Source organism: Streptomyces radicis (assembly GCF_003626575.1).
GTDB classification, from domain to species: Bacteria; Actinomycetota; Actinomycetes; order Streptomycetales; family Streptomycetaceae; genus Streptomyces; species Streptomyces radicis.
This window is the reverse complement of the sequence record NZ_RBDY01000002.1, coordinates 298,011-313,687: the sequence shown is the minus strand read 5'-3', so window position 1 is coordinate 313,687 and position 15,677 is coordinate 298,011. Positions and strand designations below refer to the sequence as shown.

The 15,677-nt window shown below is 72.5% G+C and carries 10 protein-coding genes; 4 read left to right on the top strand and 6 right to left on the bottom strand.

Annotation, left to right across the window (positions count from 1 at the left end; genetic code table 11):
* Positions 1-22 precede the first annotated feature (22 nt).
* On the top strand, positions 23-1,702 hold the full coding sequence (locus D7318_RS04330) for a Stk1 family PASTA domain-containing Ser/Thr kinase (RefSeq protein ID WP_120695483.1): 1,680 nt from the start codon (positions 23-25) through the stop codon (positions 1,700-1,702).
* A gap of 73 nt (positions 1,703-1,775) precedes the next feature.
* On the opposite strand, the gene D7318_RS04325 is transcribed toward D7318_RS04330, so the two are convergent.
* From D7318_RS04325 to D7318_RS04315, 3 genes are all read right to left on the bottom strand, one after another.
* Positions 1,776-2,600 carry a maleylpyruvate isomerase family mycothiol-dependent enzyme gene (locus D7318_RS04325; RefSeq protein WP_120695482.1) on the bottom strand — a complete coding sequence of 275 codons (825 nt, stop codon included), beginning with the start codon at positions 2,598-2,600 and terminating at the stop codon, positions 1,776-1,778.
* A gap of 296 nt (positions 2,601-2,896) precedes the next feature.
* Entirely contained in the window at positions 2,897-4,177 is a 1,281-nt protein-coding gene (locus D7318_RS04320) for a M18 family aminopeptidase (protein ID WP_120695481.1), read from the bottom strand.
* Positions 4,178-4,288: 111 nt separating this feature from the next.
* On the bottom strand, positions 4,289-6,118 hold the full coding sequence (locus D7318_RS04315) for an acyl-CoA dehydrogenase (protein WP_120695480.1): 1,830 nt from the start codon (positions 6,116-6,118) through the stop codon (positions 4,289-4,291).
* 110 nt (positions 6,119-6,228) lie between these two features.
* Here D7318_RS04315 and D7318_RS04310 point away from each other — a divergent pair, with 110 nt between their 5' ends.
* Both D7318_RS04310 and D7318_RS04305 read left to right on the top strand, forming a co-directional pair.
* The gene (locus D7318_RS04310; protein WP_120695479.1) at positions 6,229-6,714 is read left to right on the top strand and encodes an SseB family protein; all 486 of its coding nucleotides are present in this window, start codon (positions 6,229-6,231) and stop codon (positions 6,712-6,714) included.
* A 96-nt stretch (positions 6,715-6,810) separates the two neighbouring features.
* Entirely contained in the window at positions 6,811-7,758 is a 948-nt protein-coding gene (locus tag D7318_RS04305; protein WP_120695478.1) for a pirin family protein, read from the top strand.
* Between the two features lie 431 nt (positions 7,759-8,189).
* Here D7318_RS04305 and D7318_RS04300 read toward each other — a convergent pair whose 3' ends face one another.
* Positions 8,190-10,292, bottom strand: coding sequence for an ATP-binding SpoIIE family protein phosphatase (locus tag D7318_RS04300; RefSeq protein WP_120695477.1), 2,103 nt, complete (start codon positions 10,290-10,292; stop codon positions 8,190-8,192).
* A 126-nt stretch (positions 10,293-10,418) separates the two neighbouring features.
* Between D7318_RS04300 and aspS the strand changes: the two genes are divergently transcribed.
* Positions 10,419-12,185, top strand: a complete 1,767-nt coding sequence (gene aspS / locus D7318_RS04295; protein ID WP_120695476.1) for an aspartate--tRNA ligase — start codon at positions 10,419-10,421, stop codon at positions 12,183-12,185.
* 554 nt (positions 12,186-12,739) lie between these two features.
* Here the strand turns inward: aspS and D7318_RS04290 are convergent.
* Positions 12,740-13,288 carry a tellurite resistance TerB family protein gene (locus tag D7318_RS04290; protein ID WP_120695475.1) on the bottom strand — a complete coding sequence of 183 codons (549 nt, stop codon included), beginning with the start codon at positions 13,286-13,288 and terminating at the stop codon, positions 12,740-12,742.
* An 84-nt stretch (positions 13,289-13,372) separates the two neighbouring features.
* Positions 13,373-15,637: a heavy metal translocating P-type ATPase gene (locus tag D7318_RS04285; protein WP_120695474.1), complete on the bottom strand. Its 2,265-nt coding sequence runs from the start codon at positions 15,635-15,637 to the stop codon at positions 13,373-13,375.
* Positions 15,638-15,677: the final 40 nt, after the last annotated feature.

The window sequence follows — 15,677 nt, the reverse complement described above, 5'->3', positions numbered from 1 at the left end:
GTCGCCTAGGGGGAACAGTCGGATGAGTGACCACGCGCGGCCGCCTGGTGACCACAGCGGGCGCTCCGTGGGGGGCGGCCGTTACGTCTTGCAGGATCTGCTCGGGACGGGCGGCATGGCGTCGGTCCACCTGGCCTACGACACCGTTCTCGAGCGGCACGTCGCGATCAAGACGATGCACTCGGAGCTGGGGCGCGAGGACGCGTTCCGCGACCGCTTCAAGCGCGAGGCGCAGTCGGTCGCGAAGCTCTCCCACACCAACATCGTCTCCGTCTTCGACACGGGCGAGGACCGGATAGGCGACGGGCCCGTGCCGTACATCGTCATGGAGTACGTCGAGGGTCGGCCGCTGCGCGACGAGTTGGAGCGCGACATCGCCCAGTTCGGCGCGATGCCCGCCGACAAGGCGCTGACGATCACCGCCGATGTGCTGGCCGCGCTCGACATCAGCCACGAGATGGGCCTGGTCCACCGGGACATCAAGCCCGGCAACGTCATGCTGAACCGCAGGAACGTCGTCAAGGTCATGGACTTCGGCATCGCCCGCGCGATGCAGTCGGGCGTCACGGCGATGACCCAGACCGGCATGGTGGTCGGCACCCCGCAGTACCTCTCCCCCGAACAGGCCCTGGGCCGCGGCGTCGACGCCCGCTCCGACCTGTACTCGGTGGGCGTCATGCTCTTCGAGCTGCTGACCGGGCGGCTCCCGTTCGACGCGGACTCCCCGCTCGCCATCGCCTACGCGCATGTGCAGGAGGAGCCGCCCGCGCCCTCGTCGATCAACGCCGCCGTGCCGCCCGCCGTGGACGCCCTGGTGGCCACCGCGCTCAAGAAGAACCCCAACGAGCGCTTCCCCTCCGCCGAAACGTTCCGCGCCGAGTGCCTGCGCGTCGCCGGGTCCCTCACGGGCACCGCGCCGCGGATCGTGCCGGGCGCGCAGACGCCGACGAACAGCGGGGCGGCCGTTTCGCACGCCGTCTTCCCCGAGTTCGGCGGCCCGACGCCGCCGGGTGCCGCGCCAGGCACCGCCCCCGGGGCGCCGATCGCGTCGCCGTACGCGCCCACCCCGCCCGCGGGCGGCTACGGCTATCCGCAGAGCGGGGCGCCGAGCACCCCGCCGCCGTTCGGCCCGGGGCACGCGACGGTGACCTCGAACGGCGGCGGGCAGGGCGGCGGCGAGGGCCGCAGCGCGTGGATGGTGGTGACCGCCGCGGTGGTGGCGATCGCGCTGGTCGCCGCGGTGGCGATCGTCGTGGTGCTCAGCCAGGGCGGCGACGACGGAGGCGCGGAGGCCGGGGAGAGCACGGGCGGGACTGTCGGCACCGAGGATCCCGAGGGGGGTTCGGGCGGCGACGCGCCGACCGACGCGCCGACGCGCCGCCATGTCGACGGCGACCCCGAGCAGGTCATCAACCCGGACATGTGCGTCAACGCCCCGCAGCACTGGAACCAGGACGAGTACCCGGGCGCGATCTCGATGCCCGACTTCTACGACGTCCACATCGACTCGGTCAAGGCGTGCATCCAGGCGGCCGGTTGGTACTACGACGAGCAGGTCCAGTACAAGGACGAGGTCATCAAGGGCGAGGGCATGGTCGTCGAGCAGAGCCCGCCGAGCAACGAGCCCTACAACCCCGACGACGAGGAGCAGGAGGACATCGTCCTCACCGTCTCCACCGGCGACGAGCCGCTGGCCGACTGACGACGCCGACCGACGACAGGGCTTGACCGGCGACCGGCCGGGGGTGCGGGCCCCGCGCGTCCGGCCGGCGCGCTCAGTGCGCGGGGGTGAAGCTGGCGAGGATCCGCTCGGCCAGCGCGGCGTCGCCCTCGATCTTGACCTTGTCACCGATCCGCCGGGCCTTCGCGCGCCCCGCGGCCAGCCGTGTGAACGTCTCCCAGTCCATGGTGAAGGTCACGATCGGGCCGAGCGAAGGGCTGCTGTCCACCGTGCCGTTGCCGTTCTCGTCGACGCGGACGGTCCTCAGGAACTCGATCGGGCCGCCGACGTCGAAGACCACGGCCGACTTCTTGGGCGCGCCCGCGTCCTCGGCGATCACCTTGGGCAGCCGCTTGAGCAGCACGTCGCGCGCCACGTGGGCGGCGGGGCTGTCGAGGCCGCCCGGCTTGCGCAGCGCGCGGCGGATGTCCTGCTCGTGGGTCCAGATGTCGAAGACGCGGGTGTCGAGGAACGCGTGCAACGGCAGCTGCCCGTAGAGCGGATGGGAGACGTTGTCCTCGGGCTTGCGCCGCTCGTTCCGCAGCTGGCGGGCGCGGCGGATGATCGTGTACTCGAGCTCGCTCGTCATCTCGGGCCCGGTGTGGTGGCGCCTGACGTCGACCTGGACCTCGAGGTAGCGGGTGGTCTCGTCGATGACGTGGTACAGGTCGCGGGGCAGGGTGTGGATCGGGCGCGGGTCGCCGAGTGCCTCGCACTCGCCGCCGATCACATGGGAGACCACGTCCCTGATCGACCAGCCCGGGCACTCGGTCGGGCGGTTCCATTCGCCGTCCACCAGCGAGGAGACGAGCTCGGATATCGCCTCGATGGTGTGGGTCCAGGCATCGATGGACGGCTGAAGGCTCGGGTGCACGGTCACGGGACCCCTCGTGGCGGTTCGTCGCTGGGTGGGAGTTCACACGTTACGCCGCGCGGGCGTGGCCGGTGAATCCTTCTGGAGACGAATCCTAGGGGGCCGGTGCGGTCCCCAGCCACCAGCGGTGCGGTTGACGGGGCCGGTCGGCACCGCCGTGCAGTGCGGTGCCGACCGCCCCCGTGAACTCCACGATGGCGTACGGGTTTCACGGGAGCGTGACAGGCTGTCGTCGGATCGGCGACAGAGAGAGCGACGGAGACGGCCGAGGAGAGGGCGAGGAGAGAGGGCCCGACGCCGCGTCAGGGCAGCAGGAACGCCGTCATCGCGTTGGCGAGCAGATACGGGTCGGCCGCCCCGCACAGCTCGCGCGCCGAGTGCATCGAGAGGATCGCGGCGCCGACGTCGACGGTGGCGATGCCGTGCCGGGCGGCGGTGATGGGCCCGATGGTGGTGCCGCACGGCATGGCGTTGTTGGACACGAACGACTGCCAGGGCACGCCAGCCCGTTCACACGCGGCGGCGAACTCGGCGCGGCCCCGCCCTTCGGTGGCATAGCGCTGGTTGACGTTGACCTTGAGGATCGGGCCGCCGCCCGCCCTGGGGTGGTGGTCGGGGTCGTGCCGCTCGGGGTAGTTGGGGTGGACGGCGTGGCCGGTGTCCGATGACAGGCAGAACGACCCGGCAAGGGCGCGGGTCCGCTCCTCGTAGCCGCCGCCGCGCGCGTGCACGGAGCGGTGCAGCACGGTGCCGAGCAGGGGCCCTTCGGCGCCGGTGTCGGACGTGCTGCCGTTCTCCTCGTGGTCGAACGCGGCGAGCACCGGGATGTGGCGTGGCTCGCCCGCCGCGGCGGCGGTCAGCGCGGCGGTGGCGGCGTGCACGGACATGAGGTTGTCCATGCGCGGGCCCGCGAGCAGCTCACGCCCCCGGCCCAGATAGGCGGGCGGCTCGACGCTGTGCGCCATGAGGTCCCAGCCGAGGACGTCGCGCGCCTCGAGCCCCGCCTCGGCGGCCAGGAACTCGATCAACTCGCCCTCGCGCGGCGTTCCCAGGCCCCAGATGGGCGTCATGTGGCGCTGGCGGTCCAGGGTGAGCCCGTCGTTGACCCCGCGGTCGAGGTGGATGGCGAGCTGCGGGACGCGCAGCAGGGGGCGGTCGATGTGGATGAGGACGTCGGAGCCGTCGCGCAGGGCGAGCCGCCCCGAGAGGCCGAGGTCGCGGTCGAGCCAGGTGTTGAGCAGGGTGCCGCCGTAGATCTCGACGGCCAGCTGCTTCCAGCCGAGGCGGCCCGTGTCGGGCACCGGCTTGATCCGGAGGTTGGGGGAGTCGGTGTGGGCGCCCAGGACGCGGAACGGGGTGGCGGGCTCGGCGCCCTCGGGGACGAACCAGGCGATCAGCGCCCCGCCGCGCAGCACGAACCTGCCGCCCGCCGCACCGTCCCACGCGGCCGTCTCGTCGACCTGCCGGAACCCCGCCTTCTCCAGCCGCCCCGCGGCGTTGGCCACCGCGTGGTACGGCGACGGCGAGCCGGAGAGGAAACCCATGAGGTCATCCGTGTGGGCACGGTCGAACGGTGCAGTCATGTCTTCAGCATACGAACGTGCGCCAGAGCCCCACCCGTGCCCACGCGCCGCCGCGGCCCCGCCCGGGGGGGTGTGGGCGGGGCCGCGGCACCGGGGGGTGGGGGGAACGGGTCAGAAGGCGGCTTCGTCCAGGTCCATCAGGGAGAGGTCGGTCGTCTGCGCGACGGTCCTCGCCACCGCGACGGCGGGCAGCACGGTGGCCGCGAAGTGCCGGGCCGCGGCGATCTTCCCCTGGTAGAACGCCGTGTCCTTCGGGCTCGCGCCCGGCAGCTTGGCGGCGGCCACGGCGGCGCCGCGCAGCAGCAGGTAGCCGACGACGACATCGCCAGAGGCCAGGAGGAACGACGTGGTGTTGAGGCCCACCTTGTAGAGGGCGCGGACGTCCTTCTCGGTGGCGGCCAGGTCGGTCAGCAGCACGCCGACGGTGGCCTCGAGCTCGCCCACGGCCTTGCTGAGCTGGTCCCGCGCGGCGGCCAGCTCCTCGCCGCCTGGCGCCTCGGCCAGGAACTTCTTGATCTCCTCGGCGAGCGCGGTGAGGGCGGCGCCCTCGTTCCGCACGATCTTGCGGAAGAAGAAGTCCTGGCCCTGGATCGCGGTGGTGCCCTCGTAGAGGGTGTCGATCTTGGCGTCCCTGATGTACTGCTCGACGGGGTACTCCTGGAGATACCCCGAGCCGCCGAACGTCTGGAGGGAGTGCGCCAGCTGCTCGTAGGAGCGCTCGGAGCCGTAGCCCTTGACGATGGGGAGCAGCAGATCGTTCAGCGCCTCGGCGGCGGCGGCGTCCTCGCCCGCGGCGCGCTTGAGCAGGATCTCGTCCTGGACGCTCGCGGTGTACAGCGCGAGGGCGCGCATGCCCTCGGCGTACGCCTTCTGCGTCATGAGCGAGCGGCGCACATCGGGGTGGTGCGTGATCGTGACGCGCGGGGCGGTCTTGTCCGCGAACTGCGTGAGGTCGGGGCCCTGGACGCGCTCCTTGGCGTAGGCCAGGGCGTTCAGGTAGCCGGTGGAGAGGGTGGCGATCGCCTTGGTGCCGACCATCATCCGCGCGAACTCGATGATCTTGAACATCTGGCGGATGCCGTCGTGCTTCTCGCCGAGCAGCCAGCCCTTGGCCGGGCGGCCATGGGCGCCGAAGGTCATCTCGCACGTGTTGGACACCTTGAGGCCCATCTTGTGCTCGATGTTCGTGGCGTACACGCCGTTCCGCTCGCCGAGGGCGCCGGTGTCCCAGTCGAAGTCGAACTTCGGGACGATGAAGAGCGAGAGCCCCTTGGTGCCGGGGCCGTGGCCCTCGGGGCGGGCCAGCACGTAATGCACGATGTTCTCCGTCAGGTCGTGCTCGCCCGACGTGATGAAGCGCTTGACGCCCTCGATGTGCCAGGTGCCGTCCTCCTGGCGGATCGCCTTGGCCCGGCCCGCGCCCACGTCGGAGCCCGCGTCGGGCTCGGTGAGCACCATCGTGGAGCCCCACCGGCGGTCCACCATGAGCCGCGCGATCTTCCGCTGCTCCTCGGTGCCCTCGTCGTACAGCACGCGCCCGAACGTCGGCCCCGACGCATACATCCAGATGGCCGGATTCGCACCCAGGACCTGCTCGCCCGCGGCCCAGATCAGCGAGCGCGGCGCGGTGAGGCCGCCCAGCTCCTCGCCGATGGACATGCGCCACCACTCGGCGTCCATGTACGCGCGGAAGCTCTTCCTGAACGCCTCGGGCACGGGCGCGGTGTGCGTCTCGGGGTCGAAGACGGGCGGCGTGCGGTCCGACTCGGCGTACGAGGCCGCGAGCTCGCCCTCGGCCAGGCGCGCGATCTCCGTGAGCATGCTCTTGGCGGTGTCGGTGTCGAGGTCGCCGAAGGGACCCGTCCCGTACACCGCGTCGCGGCCGAGGACCTCGAACAGGTTGAACTCGATGTCGCGGAGATTCGACTTGTAGTGCCCCATGGCGACGACTCCGTACGTGTCGGGTACCGGCTGGTAACACCATGATGCTACCCATCGGTAATAAGAAGCAAGCTGAATCAGGCCACCTGTGGGTCAGTACTCTTTCTCACATGTACGGCTACGACCAGTCCGGGTACGCCGGACAGCAGCCCTACGGGGGCCAGCAGCAGCCCGCGGCGGCCGGATACGGCGGCCAGCAGCTCTATCCCGAGCAGTCGGCGCCCTCGGCTCCGCCCGCGCCCCCCTCGCTGGCGGACGCGCTCAGGGCGTACACCTCGGGCGCGATGGCGAGCGACGAGTTCCACGACATCTTCCTGGGCGCCAAGATCTACTGCCCGCGCGGCGAGAACCCCGGATTCCTCGCGCTGCACAACACCCAGCAGCCGGTGATCCCGCTGTTCACGTCGCTCAAGGAGCTGCGCCGCTACGCGGGCAAGGAGTCGCGCTACTTCACGGTGACCGGCGGCGAGGTGCTCGACCTGCTGCCGACGGGCTACGGCTTCGCGCTCGACATGGAGGGCGAGCACCGGATCGTGCTCGACGCCAAGTCCGTGGAGGAGATGGTCGACTACACGATGCGACGGCTGTACGGGTAGCCCGCGGGGCGGCCCTGGGGCGGGGCGGGGAATGCGGGCCCCTCGACCACTGTTCACCGTTCAACTATCCTGTTGGCATCCGCCGAGGAGGACGCCATGCCCGCGATCACCGTCGAGAACCCCCTGACCCTGCCGCGCGTCACCACGCCCGCGCTCACCACGGCGGCCAGGCCGGTGCGCGCCGTGACCACCGCGCCCTCCGGCTACGAGGGCGAGGGCTTCCCCGTGCGCAGGGCGTTCGCGGGGATCAACCACCGCGTGCTCGACCCGTTCATCATGATGGACCAGATGGGCGAGGTGGAGTACGCGCCGGGCGAGCCCAAGGGCACTCCGTGGCATCCGCACCGCGGCTTCGAGACCGTCACCTATCTGATGGACGGGACGTTCGTGCACCAGGACTCCCAGGGCGGCGGCGGCGTCATCGGCGACGGCGACACCCAGTGGATGACGGCGGGCTCGGGGCTGCTGCACATCGAGGCGCCGCCGGAGTCGCTCGTCATGTCGGGCGGCCTGTTCCACGGCGTGCAGCTGTGGGTGAACCTGCCGTCCGCCGACAAGATGACCAGCCCCCGCTACCAGGACATCGGCGGCGGCAACATCACGCTGCTGACCAACGAGGACGGCGGCGCGCTCCTGCGGCTCATCGCGGGTGAGCTCGACGGCCACGGTGGGCCCGGCATCACGCACACGCCGATCACGATGATCCACGCGACGGTCGCCCCTGGCGCCGAGGTCACGCTGCCGTGGCGGCAGGACTTCAACGCCCTCGGCTACGTGCTCGCGGGCCGCGGCGGGGTCGGCCCCGACCGCCGCCCGATCGCCACGGGTCAGACGGCGGTCTTCGGGTCCGGCGGGTCGGTGACGTTCAGGGCGGACCCGAGCCAGGACGCGCACACGCCGTCGCTCGAGCTGCTGCTGCTCGGCGGCCGCCCCATCGGCGAACCGGTCGCGCACTACGGGCCGTTCGTGATGAACACGCACGCGGAGCTTGTGCAGGCCTTCGAGGACTTCCAGGCGGGGCGCCTCGGGCGTGTCCCGGAGTGACCCATCTCTGCGAGTAGCCTGCGCGCGGCGCTTCGCGCCGGGTTCTTTTCCCCACCCACCCACCCTTCCCGGACGCTCCGCGTCGGAACACGGGGTCGCGGGGCTGCGCCCCGCTCCCCGGGAGCCCTCGCCCCCTCGGCGCTCCGCGCCTCGGCGCGAGCCCGGCGCGGCGAAGCGCGTGTTCCGGTGGCGGGCGTAGCTCGCGCACGGGCGGTCCGGCGGGCGCGCGCCGGGCCCTCGGCCCTCGCGCGCTCGGCGCGAACCTCTCCGGGCGCGCCCCCCGGCGCGGGAGCGCCTCATCGCACCGCCCGGCGCGGCGAAGCTCGTGTTCCGGCGCCGAGGCGCGGAGCGCCGATAGGCGCACGTCCCGGCGCGGAGCGCTCGGGAAGGGCGGGTGGGTGGGGAAGAAACCCGGCGCGAAGCGCCGCGGCTCAACCGCCGGAGGCCGCCTCGTGGAGTTCGAACCACGTCGTCTTGCCCGCGCCCCTCGGCGCATAGCCCCACGCGTCGGACAGCGAGTCCATCAGCAGCAGGCCCCGCCCCGACGAGGCGAGCTCGCCGGGGTCGCGGCGGTGCGGGGGCTCGTCGCTCGGGTCGCTGACCTCGACCCGTAGCAGGCGGTCGCCCGTCGACCCGCTCAGCTCGGCGACGAGCAGCGCGTCGCCGTCCGTGTGCGTCAGCACGTTCGTCACGACCTCCGACAGCATCAGCACCGCGTCCGAGAGCCGTTCCTGATGCGTCCAGTCGTGCAGCAGCGCCGCGAGCTGGTCGCGCGCCTCCGCGATCCGCGCGGGCTCCGACTGCGCGATCGTCAGCACCACGCGCCGCACCGGCGCGCCCCCGGGGGGTCCCGCCCGCGCCGCCGAAGTCCGGCGCAACAGCACCAGCGCGATGTCGTCCAGGTCCCGCTCCCCCGACGGCGCCGCGTCGCCGGGCCGTGGCGCGCGCCCGCCCTGCACCGTTTCGACGAGCGTGTCGGCCAGGTCGTCGAGCTTGAGCCCGCCCGCGCCTTCGACCGCCTTGCGCAGCCGCGCCCAGCCGGTCTCCATGTCGTGCTTGCCCGTCTCGATCAGCCCGTCCGTGCACAGCAGCAGCGTCTCGCCCGGCTGGAGGATCAGCCGCGTCGTGGGGTAGTCCTCCTGGCCCGTGACGCCCAACGGCAGCCCGCCCGCCGTCGGCCGCGTCACCATCGTGCCGTCCTCGAGCACCATCGCCGGGTCCAGGTGCCCGGCGCGCGCGATCTCCAGCGTTCCCGTCGAAGGATCGACCTCCGCGTACAGGCACGTCGCGAACCTCGACTCCCCGAACGCCGGATCCGGCTCCGCCGTCAGCCCCGAAAGGAACCGCGACGCGCGCGACAGCACCGCGTCCGGGTGGTGGCCCTCCGACGCGTACGCCCGCAGCACGATCCTCAGCTGCGCCATCACCGCCGCCGCCCGCACGTCGTGCCCCTGCACGTCGCCGATGATCAGCGCCACCCGCCCCGAGGGCAGCGGGATCACGTCGTACCAGTCGCCGCCGACCCGCAGCCCCCCGCCGGTCGGCACATACCGCGTCGCGATCTGCATCCCCGGCACGCCGGGCGCGGGCCCGGGCCGCATCGTGTGCTGGAGGTCCGCCGCCAGCTCGCGCTCGGTGTCCTGGAGGAACGCGCGCGACAGGGCCTGCGCCAGCAGCCGGGCGATCGTCGACAGGAGCGACCTGTCCTCGATCGTGAACCCCACGGGCGTCGAGAACGCCACCAGCCACACCCCGGTCACCCGGCCCGCCACCACGAGCGGCAGATACGCCCACGAGCAGCGTTCGAAGTGCCTCACCCACTGAAATGTCTCGGGGTACTGCCGCTCGTACTCGTCGGGCGTGGCCAGATACACCGCGCGCCCCGTGCGCAGCACGTCGGCCGCCGGGTAGGAGCGGTCGATCGGCATGGGGTAGCGGTCCTCCATGCCGTCCAGGTACGCGCCGTGGTAGTCGGCGAGCTGGATCTCGTCGCCCTCCTGCACGAACACGGCGACCCCGTCGGGCGTGAAGCCCGGCATCGCGAGCGAGCCCGCGACCCGCATCACGTCCTTGCTCGTGTGCGCCTCCGACAGGGCCTGGCCCGCGTCGAGGACGAACGCCTCCCGCGCGCGCCGCCAGTCCCACTCCATCGAGGCGGGGCGCCCAGGGGCGGCCGGGACCTCCGCCATCGTGCCCACCATGCCGTTGGTGATGCCGTCCACCGCGGGCCGACCGTCGCGGATCGGCCGCAGCCGCGACCTGATGGTCCGCAGGACCGTGCCGTCCTCGCCGATGACCCGCTGTCTGACCTCGGTCACCCGCCCCTCCGACTCGGCCACCGCGAGCACGCGCTCGGTCTCGATGATGTCCTCGGTGGCCAGCCGGGCGCGCACCGCCGACTCGGGGAGCGTCACCGCCTCCTCCGGCAGCCCGAGGAGCCCGGCCGCGACCGCGTCCAAGGCGATCACCCCGCGGGCGCCGTCCCATGTCCACACGCCGGTCTCGGAGGTCGCGAGCACATCCTCGGTGCGCATATTCAGCGACTTTAGGGCGATATGTCGCCGCGCGGCCAGCGGGGTTGGGCCGGGACGGTGGGGAAGGGCGGCGACGGTACCCTGAAAGGCCCGTTGACACGACTCGACCGACGACTTGGATGAACGATGCATCGGTACCGGTCCCACACCTGCGGCGAGCTGCGCTCCGCGGACATCGGCGAGGAGGTGCGGCTCTCCGGCTGGCTGCACAACCGCCGGAATCTGGGCGGCATCCTCTTCGTCGACCTGCGTGACCACCACGGCATCACCCAGCTCGTCGTGCGCCCCGAGACGCCGGGCGGCGCGGCCGTGGACGAGCGGCTCGGCTCGCTGGCGAAGGAGACGGTGATCCGGGTCGACGGCCGCGTGGTCGGCCGCGGCGCGGAGAACGTCAACGCCGAGCTGCCCACGGGCGAGATCGAGGTCGAGGTCGCCGAGGTCGAGGTGCTCGGCGGCGCCGAGCAGGTGCCGTTCACCATCAACACCGAGGACGGCGTGAACGAGGAGCGCCGCCTCGAGTACCGCTTCCTCGACCTGCGCCGGGAGCGCATGCACCGGAACATCATGCTGCGCTCCGCCGTCATCGCCGCCGTCCGGCACAAGATGACGGCCCTGGGGTTCAACGAGCTGGCCACCCCGATCCTGTCCGCGACCTCGCCCGAGGGCGCGCGCGACTTCCTCGTGCCCTCGCGGCTGCACCCGGGCCATTTCTACGCGTTGCCGCAGGCGCCGCAGCAGTTCAAGCAGCTGCTGATGATCGCGGGCTTCGACCGGTACTTCCAGATCGCGCCGTGCTTCCGCGACGAGGACGCGCGCGCCGACCGTTCGCCGGGCGAGTTCTACCAGCTCGACGTCGAGATGAGCTTTGTCGAGCAGGAGGACGTCTTCGGGGTCATCGAGAAGGTGATGACCGAGCTGTTCGAGGAGTTCGGCGGGGGGCGGCACGTCACGTCGCCGTTCCCGCGGATCCCGTTCCGCGAGGCGATGGAGAAGTACGGCTCGGACAAGCCGGATCTGCGGGCCACGCTCGAACTCACCGATGTCTCCGACGTGTTCGCGGGCTCCGGCTTCAAGGCGTTCGCGGGCAAGCACGTGCGCGCGCTGGCCGTGCCCGACACGGCGGGGCAGCCGCGGCGTTTCTTCGACCAGCTGGGCGAGTTCGCGGTGTCGCTCGGCGCGGCCGGGCTCGCGTGGGTGCGGGTGGGCGAGGACCGGGCGCTGACCGGGCCGATCGCCAAGTTCCTCACCGAGGACGACGTGGCCGCGCTGCTGGCCCGCCTGGACGCGGGCCCCGGCACGGCGGTGTTCTTCGGCGCGGGCGCGTACGACGAGGTGTCGCGCGTCATGGGCGCGGTGCGGGTCGAGGCGGCCAGGCGCGCGGGGCACTTCGAGGAGAACGTCTTCCGCTTCTGCTGGATCGTCGACTTCCCGATGTTCGAGCGGAACGACGAGACCGGCGCGATCGAGTTCTCCCACAACCCCTTCTCGATGCCGCAGGGCGGCATCGAGGCGCTCGAGGGCAAGGACCCGCTCGACGTGCTGGCGTGGCAGTACGACATCGTGTGCAACGGCACGGAGCTGTCGTCCGGCGCCATCAGGAACCACGAGCCCGACATCATGTACAAGGCGTTCGGCATCGCCGGGTACAGCAGGGAGCAGGTGGAGCGTGAGTTCGGCGGGATGCTGCGGGCGTTCCGCTACGGCGCCCCGCCGCACGGCGGGATCGCCCCCGGCATCGACCGGATCGTGATGCTGCTCGCGGACGAGCCGAACATCCGCGAGACGATCGCGTTCCCCCTCAACGGCAACGCGCAGGACCTCCTGATGGGCGCCCCGAGCGCGGTGGACGAGGCGAGGCTGCGCGAGCTGCACATCGGCTTGCGCCGCAAGTAGGCCCTCCGGGCGGGTACCGGAGCGCCCTCCGGGCGCGCGGGGTGGTGTTGTTCGGCGTGTGGCGGGGTGTTTGTCGGGCGTGGGGCGGAGCGCCCTCCGGGCGCGCGGCGTTGCCCTTCGGGCAAGTAGCCCTTCGGGCCGGTTGCTCTTCGCGCGGGTTGCCCCTTGGGTGGGTTGCCCTCCGGGCGGGTACCGGACTGCCCTCCGGGCGCGTGGCGTTGCCCTTCGGGCGGACTGCGCTCCGGGCGGGTGCCGGGGACGGCCGAGGCCGGGGTGAAGTGCCCCTCTGCGAGGGGACCTTCACCCCGGCCTCGTGGCCGTGAGCCCACCGGTCGGTGCTCTCGACACCCGGCCCCGGCCCTTTCCCCGGCCGGGCGGCCGGTATGTGCCGGGCGCGGCACGGGCGTTGGCCGCCACGTGGCCGGTGGGCGTTGCCCGCCTTTGGCCCTTTCTCGGCCGGTGAGGCCGGGACGCACGACGTGTGCGTTGTCCGGCCTCCGGCCGTCAGGCCGGGCCGCGTCGAATCGCCGGAGGCCGGAGGCCGGAGGCGCGCGCTACAGGTTGAACTCCGTCGGGGAGATGCCCAGCGTCGCGCACACCTCGCGGATCACCTGCTGCTCGCTCTGCGAGAAGTACCCGTCGGCGCCCGCGATCACGATGCCGGTCTGGATGACGGCGCGCGCCTCCATCGGCTTCTTCTGCACCTTGGCGATCTCCTGCATCACGGTGCCCTTGCCGACCGGGAAGTTCGACACGAGCTGGTCCACGTGCTTGTTGAACCGCTGACGCAGCGAGTCCGCCGGGAAGTTCTGGAGGACTTCGTTGCTCACGATGAGCGACTCGACGCGCTGCCGCTCCGCCGCGTCCACCGTCCCGTCGGCGGCGGCGACCAGCGCGCACATCGCCATGCTGGCGTCCCGGAAGCCGCCGCTCTTCAACTCGGTCTTCATGGACGCCAGCTGGTTCTTGAAGGCGCTCACGAGCTGTGAACCCCCGCCGCCGCCCCCGCCGGAGCCGGGGCGCGAGCCCGAGCCGCCCAGACCGCCGGGGCGTGAGCCGGTCCGACTCTTCGCGGAGTCCTTGATCCTGTCCCACATGGACATCGGTGTCACCTCGGCTTGTCGTCATTCAGTGCACACGGTCAACGTATCCGGTCCACGTCGAGGTTCCGCGTGGCACGCCCCGGCTCAACGCCCCGTGTCGGCCCTGAAGGTGCGCAGCCGCAAACTGTTGGCGACGACCGAGACCGAGGAGAACGCCATGGCCGCCCCGGCCAGCATGGGGTTCAACAGCCCGGCCGCGGCGAGCGGCAGGGCCGCGACGTTGTAGCCGAAGGCCCACACCAGGTTCCCCTGGATGGTGTGCAGCGTGCGGCGCGAGAGCCGGATCGCGTCGGCCGCGGCGCGCAGGTCGCCGCGGACCAGCGTGAGGTCCGCGGCCTCGATGGCCGCGTCGGTGCCCGTCCCCATGGCCAGGCCCAGGTCGGCGGTGGCGAGCGCGGCCGCGTCGTTGACGCCGTCGCCCACCATGGCGACCGTGCGGCCCTCGGCCTTCAGGCGTTTGACGACCTCGACCTTCTCCTCGGGCAGCACCTCGGCGATGACCTCGTCGATGCCCACCTCGTCGGCGACCGCGCGCGCGGCCGCGGCGTTGTCCCCGGTCAGCAGGATCGGCGTCAGGCCGAGCGCGCGCAGCCTGCGCACCGCCTCGGGGCTGGTCGCCTTGACCGCGTCCGCCACCTCGAGAACGGCCCTGGCCTCGCCGTCCCAGGCCACCGCGACGGCGGTGCGCCCGCGCGCCTCGGCCGCCGCCCGCGCCTCGGCGAGCGGCTCGGGCAGGGTCAGCGCCCAGTCGTTCAGCAGCCGCTCGCGGCCCGCGACGACCGCGTGGCCCTCGACGACGCCGGTGACGCCGAGGCCCGGGACGTTGGTGAAGTCCTCCGTGGCGGGCAGCGCGCCGCCGAGCCGCTCGGCCGCGGCCTCGGCCACCGCGCGCGCCACAGGGTGCTCCGACGCGTGCTCGAGCGCGCCCGCGAGGCGCAGCACCTCGGCCTCGGTGGTGCCCGGCGCCGTGGTGACGCCGATGAGGGTCATGCGGCCCTCGGTGACCGTGCCGGTCTTGTCGAGGACGACGGTGTCGGCGCGCCGGGTGTTCTCCAGGGCCTCGGGGCCCTTGATCAGGATGCCGAGCTGCGCCCCGCGCCCGGTGCCGACGAGCAGCGCGGTGGGCGTGGCCAGGCCGAGCGCGCACGGGCAGGCGATGATCAGCACGGCGACGGCGGCGGTGAACGCGGCGGTGAGCTCCGCGCCGTTCCCCAGCCAGAAGCCGAGCGTGGCGACGGCGAGGGCGAGCACGATCGGCACGAAGACGGCGGAGACGCGGTCGGCGAGGCGCTGGGCGGCGGCCTTGCCGCTCTGCGCGTCCTCGACCAGCTTGGCCATGCGGGCCAGCTGCGTGTCGGCGCCGACGCGGGTGGCCTCGACGACCAGGCGGCCCCCGGCGTTCAGCGTCGCGCCCGTGACGGCGTCGCCCACGGTGACCTCGGCGGGCACGGACTCGCCGGTCAGCAGCGCCGCGTCCACGGCCGACGCGCCCTCGACGACGACGCCGTCGGTGGCGATCTTCTCGCCGGGGCGCACGACGAAGCGGTCGCCCACCGCGAGGTCGGCGATCGGCACCCGGGTCTCGGCGCCGCCGCGCAGCACGGTGGCCTCCTTGGCGCCCAGGTCGAGCAGGGCGCGCAGCGCGGCGCCCGCCTGCCGCTTGGCGCGGGCCTCGAAGTACCGCCCGGCCAGCAGGAACGCGGTCACGCCCGCCGCGGCCTCCAGATAGATGGCGTCGGCACCGCCGCCGCGCTCGATCGAGAGCGAGAACGGGTGCGTCATGCCCGGCATGCCCGCCTCGCCGAAGAACAGCGCCCAGCCCGACCACAGGAGCGCGGCCAGCGTGCCGAGCGAGATGAGCGTGTCCATGGTGGCGGCGCCGTGGCGGGCGTTCGTCCAGGCGGCGCGGTGGAACTGCCAGCCGCCCCACACCACGGCGGGCGCGGCCAGGACCAGCGAGAGCCACTGCCAGTGGTCGAACTGCCAGGCGGGCACCATCGCCAGAACGATCACGGGAACGGCGAGCGCGAGGGTGACGAGCAGCCGGTGGAGCAGCGGGTCGGGCCCGTGGTCCTTCGCCGCCTCTTCGGTGGCCCGCGCCACGGGCGGGGGCGGCGGCTCGGCGGTGTACCCGGTGGCCTCGACGGTGGCGACGAGGTCGCCCACGGTGACGCTCTCGGCGTGGGAGACGCGGGCCTTCTCGGTCGCGTAGTTCACCGTGGCGGTCACGCCGTCCATGCGGTTGAGCTTCTTCTCGACGCGGGCGGCGCACGAGGCGCAGGTCATCCCGCCGATGACCAGCTCGGTCTCGGTGATCCCGGTGGTGTCCCCGGAAGTTGTCGCTGTCATGGCGGTGCTCTCTCCTCCTGGCCAACCATACCCTAGGGAG

Coding starts and splice junctions, on each gene's coding strand:
- D7318_RS04330 (WP_120695483.1), top strand. CDS start 23: ATGAGTGACCACGCGCGGCCGCCTGGTGACCACAGCGGGCGCTCCGTG.
- D7318_RS04320 (WP_120695481.1), bottom strand. CDS start 4,177: ATGACTGCACCGTTCGACCGTGCCCACACGGATGACCTCATGGGTTTC.
- D7318_RS04315 (WP_120695480.1), bottom strand. CDS start 6,118: ATGGGGCACTACAAGTCGAATCTCCGCGACATCGAGTTCAACCTGTTC.
- D7318_RS04310 (WP_120695479.1), top strand. CDS start 6,229: ATGTACGGCTACGACCAGTCCGGGTACGCCGGACAGCAGCCCTACGGG.
- D7318_RS04305 (WP_120695478.1), top strand. CDS start 6,811: ATGCCCGCGATCACCGTCGAGAACCCCCTGACCCTGCCGCGCGTCACC.
- D7318_RS04300 (WP_120695477.1), bottom strand. CDS start 10,292: ATGCGCACCGAGGATGTGCTCGCGACCTCCGAGACCGGCGTGTGGACA.
- aspS (WP_120695476.1), top strand. CDS start 10,419: ATGCATCGGTACCGGTCCCACACCTGCGGCGAGCTGCGCTCCGCGGAC.
- D7318_RS04290 (WP_120695475.1), bottom strand. CDS start 13,288: ATGTCCATGTGGGACAGGATCAAGGACTCCGCGAAGAGTCGGACCGGC.
- D7318_RS04285 (WP_120695474.1), bottom strand. CDS start 15,637: ATGACAGCGACAACTTCCGGGGACACCACCGGGATCACCGAGACCGAG.